Origin of the sequence: Citrobacter sp. wls826, from assembly GCF_005281245.1 — a bacterium.
GTDB lineage: Bacteria > Pseudomonadota > Gammaproteobacteria > Enterobacterales > Enterobacteriaceae > Citrobacter > Citrobacter braakii.
Window position 1 is genome coordinate 142037 of sequence record NZ_SZWS01000024.1, and the last position, 1243, is coordinate 143279.

The window sequence follows — 1243 nt, forward strand, 5'->3', positions numbered from 1 at the left end:
CCGATGGTGGTGATGTATGAAGTGGCGTTCCAGAAAATGAAGCCAACCTGGGCGGCGACCATGTCGATTATCGTTGCGGCATGCAGTTTCCTCGCAATCTGGGTCTTCCGCAAAGTATTCGAAAAACATATCGAGATTGTGTGAATGAAGAAAATGACTCCCTTAACGCTGCTCATTCACGCCGTGATGTTTTTGCTGGCGCTCACCTGGCTTTATCCTTTTATCTGGATGGTGATCTCCTCGTTGAAACCGACGGCGCAAATCTACACGACCGGGCTGTTTTCCGGTCATCTGACGCTGGAGAATTACGCTTTTCTGTTCGATAACAGCAACCGGGCGGACAAACCTTTTTTGCGCACCCTGGTTAACTCGCTGTTCGTGTCGCTCACCATTACCGTCTGCGTCACGCTGACCTCAATGCTGGTGGGATATGCCGTCGCGAAAACCGAGTTTCGCGGCAAAAATGCGTTTCGCAACCTGTTGATTGTGCAGATGGTTTTCCCGGTCTTTATGTTCATCATTCCACAGTTTGTCCTGATGCGTGAACTGGGGCTGATCAACAGCTACGGGGCGATGATCCTGCCGTATGCGATGAGCGCCTGGGGCATTTTTATGGTTTCGCAGAGCTTTAAAGGCACGCCGAATGATTACCTGTACGCCGCAAGGCTCGATCACGCCAGCCTGTGGGGGATCTTGCGGCATGTGATGATGCCGCTGAATAAATCCATTCTGGCGATTGTCGCACTGTTCACCTTTTCCAGCTCATGGGACAACTTCCTCTGGCCGCTGATCGTGATGCGCGAAGTGGACAAAATGCCGTTTTCGGTGCTGCTCGCCACCTTCAGCAAATCCTACGGCATCTACCTGGGACCGGTGCTGGCGGGGTCGGTGGTGCAGATGCTGCCAATCGTTGTCCTGTTTATTCTGTTCAGAAAATACTTCCTCGAAGGCATGTCGTTATCACTGAAATAAGGAACGTGACGGTGAAAAAGCAACCGTGGTGGCAGGCGTGTACCTGTTATCAAATTTATCTGCCTTCGTTTTGCGACGGCAATAACGACGGGCTGGGCGATTTTCCGGGCCTGATTTCCCGGCTGGATTATTTGCAGGCGCTGGGCATCGGCGCGGTGTGGATCACGCCGTTTTATCCCTCTCCGCTGGTGGATAACGGCTACGATATCAGCGATTACTGCGCCGTTGACGCCCGTTTCGGCACTCTCGACGATTTCCGCCGGGTGGTTGA

General features: G+C 52.8%; 2 protein-coding genes and 1 pseudogene. All 3 read left to right on the forward strand.

The genetic code is table 11. The features are described from left to right. A pseudogene (locus FDW87_RS21875) lies at positions 1-144 on the forward strand (sugar ABC transporter permease); the annotation flags it as partial. Then, positions 145-972, forward strand: a complete 828-nt coding sequence (locus tag FDW87_RS05755) for a carbohydrate ABC transporter permease (protein WP_016157527.1) — start codon at positions 145-147, stop codon at positions 970-972. An 11-nt stretch (positions 973-983) separates the two neighbouring features. Beyond that, positions 984-1243: alpha-amylase family glycosyl hydrolase (locus FDW87_RS21880; RefSeq protein ID WP_252363028.1), on the forward strand; the 260-nt coding region annotated here is incomplete at its 3' end.

Excerpts from the sequence above, each read along its gene's own strand:
- FDW87_RS05755 (WP_016157527.1), top strand. The coding sequence starts at position 145 with ATGAAGAAAATGACTCCCTTAACGCTGCTCATTCACGCCGTGATGTTT.